Genomic DNA, 1,887 nt, shown 5'->3' on the forward strand with positions numbered 1-1,887 from the left:
TATTAAATGTTTGTAGCGTTTTTGTTGGTAAAAATATTTATTAACTTTGATGAAATCATTATGAAGTTAGTCAGGTCATCTGTGTTGGAACTAAGTTTAAAGGATGGATAAATGCTAAAAATTAAGTCTTTAGTTTGTGCCATGTGCCTTGTTTTACCAACAGCAAGTTTTGCTGAGCAACCAGTAAATGGGCAAGATTTTATTAATTTATTTGAGAAGCTTTCAGGTAAGCAGCCTGGTATTAGGAAAGGTCACGCCAAAGGTGTGTGCGCTGTCGGCACATTTACACCTAATCAAGCAGCAAAACAGTATTCAATCAGCCCTTTATTTAACGCACCGTCAAAAGCGAATATTCGTTTTTCTATGGGCGGAGGTAACCCTCATGCAGATGAAACATCACGCTCGCCGCGAGGAATGGGGGTGCAGTTTGTACTAGAAAATGGTGATGTGCACAATATTGCAGGGCTAACTACGCCTGTATTTGCAGGTAATAGCCCAGAAGCATTTTTTGGTTTGCTAAGTACCTTATTACCTGACGAGAAAACAGGGAAAATCGATTTTGCGAAAGTGAAAGCATACAGAGAGCAAAACCCGAGTACGTTAGGGCAGTTTAATTGGCTACAAAGCCATAACCCGCCAGCGTCGTATGTGTCTTCGCGGTATTTTGGTGTGCATACCTTTTACATGGTTGATGCAAAGGGCGCTAAGCATGCCTTTAGATGGACTATGGTGCCAGAAGAGCCAGAACAGGTGCTAACAGAAGAGCAAATGAAAACCTTACCAAAATCATTTCTGGCTAAGCGACTTGAAGAGGATTTAGCGAAAGGCAAGGTTCATTATCGTTTTCAAGCTGAACTAGCCGAGCCCGGTGATGCGTTAACGGATCCTTCAGTTCGTTGGCCCGCTGATCGCAAAATAATTAATTTAGGAAAGCTCACCATAGAATCCACAGGTGAATCAGGTTGTGACCTCACTAATTATGACCCAAATCTTTTGTCTAAAGGCTTTATGCCAAGTGATGACAAAGTACTTAAATTACGCTCAACAGCTTATGCGATTTCATTTGCAAAGCGTTTAACGGGGCAATAAGTCTTAAGTGTATCTGTCAGGTTTGATTAAAAGGAATTAATAAACCTGACAGGTGTGTATGAGTTAATAGCAGACTGTCGGGTAAACTCGTTTTTGGACAGAAACGTTTTAGGTATTTATTTGGTAACGCCGCAAATAAACGGCTAAAAATAGTTGGTTATAACTTGTGAAGCACGAACAAAGCCAACTGTTTTTTGTCCGTGCTTTTAATTTTCCTTGTTAGGTGTTCTTATTTCTAGCTCTCGCTATGCCGTCAGATACTTCATTATCAATCGCGATTTGATCGAGAAGATCTCGCTCTTTCTTATCTGGAAGCTTGTACTTATAAAAGACATCCGCAACAAATTTCATATCCTCAATATCAGATTGCAACTGCTGGACATTTGAAGATATCTCTTCAAGATGTTCACTTTGAGTTTGTAGCAATTCGCCACGCTGTGAGTGATGATTGCTATTATAGGCATTGTTGATTTCTTGATTGCGTGTAATTTGAATAGCGATAGATCCAAGCCGTACGAAAATGGCAAATAATAGAATTACAACTAATACCAAAAGGATATGACTTAAATTAATTTCCATCTCCTGACCTCCCTGAACACCTAACAATTTTATAGTGCGCCCATCGCGCATCTTCTTGCCGATGTTACGCGCATGTATTAATAAATCTATTTTTTAACAAATAACGTAATGCAATGCCAACTATAATATTTTTATTGACACTAAAGGTATTCAGAAAATGAAAATACGCTCATCGCTCATTTTCTTGAATATGGGAGTACAATAACTAAACTGTATATT

2 protein-coding genes are annotated in these 1,887 nt (G+C 38.8%); one reads left to right on the forward strand and one right to left on the reverse strand.

All coding sequences use genetic code 11. The annotated features are described in order from the left end of the window. The first annotated feature begins 111 nt into the window (after positions 1 to 111). Positions 112 to 1,089 carry a catalase family peroxidase gene (locus tag L1D46_RS20515; RefSeq protein ID WP_239978157.1) on the forward strand — a complete coding sequence of 326 codons (978 nt, stop codon included), beginning with the start codon at positions 112 to 114 and terminating at the stop codon, positions 1,087 to 1,089. Between the two features lie 219 nt (positions 1,090 to 1,308). Here the strand turns inward: L1D46_RS20515 and L1D46_RS20520 are convergent, their stop codons facing one another. Further along, positions 1,309 to 1,668 carry a hypothetical protein gene (locus L1D46_RS20520; protein WP_239978158.1) on the reverse strand — a complete coding sequence of 120 codons (360 nt, stop codon included), beginning with the start codon at positions 1,666 to 1,668 and terminating at the stop codon, positions 1,309 to 1,311. Positions 1,669 to 1,887 lie beyond the last annotated feature (219 nt).

The sequence above is a fragment of the Pseudoalteromonas sp. Isolate3 genome (assembly GCF_022398505.1).
Taxonomy (GTDB): domain Bacteria; phylum Pseudomonadota; class Gammaproteobacteria; order Enterobacterales; family Alteromonadaceae; genus Pseudoalteromonas; species Pseudoalteromonas apostichopi.

Excerpts from the sequence above, each read along its gene's own strand:
- L1D46_RS20515 (WP_239978157.1), top strand. The coding sequence starts at position 112 with ATGCTAAAAATTAAGTCTTTAGTTTGTGCCATGTGCCTTGTTTTACCA.
- L1D46_RS20520 (WP_239978158.1), bottom strand. The coding sequence starts at position 1,668 with ATGGAAATTAATTTAAGTCATATCCTTTTGGTATTAGTTGTAATTCTA.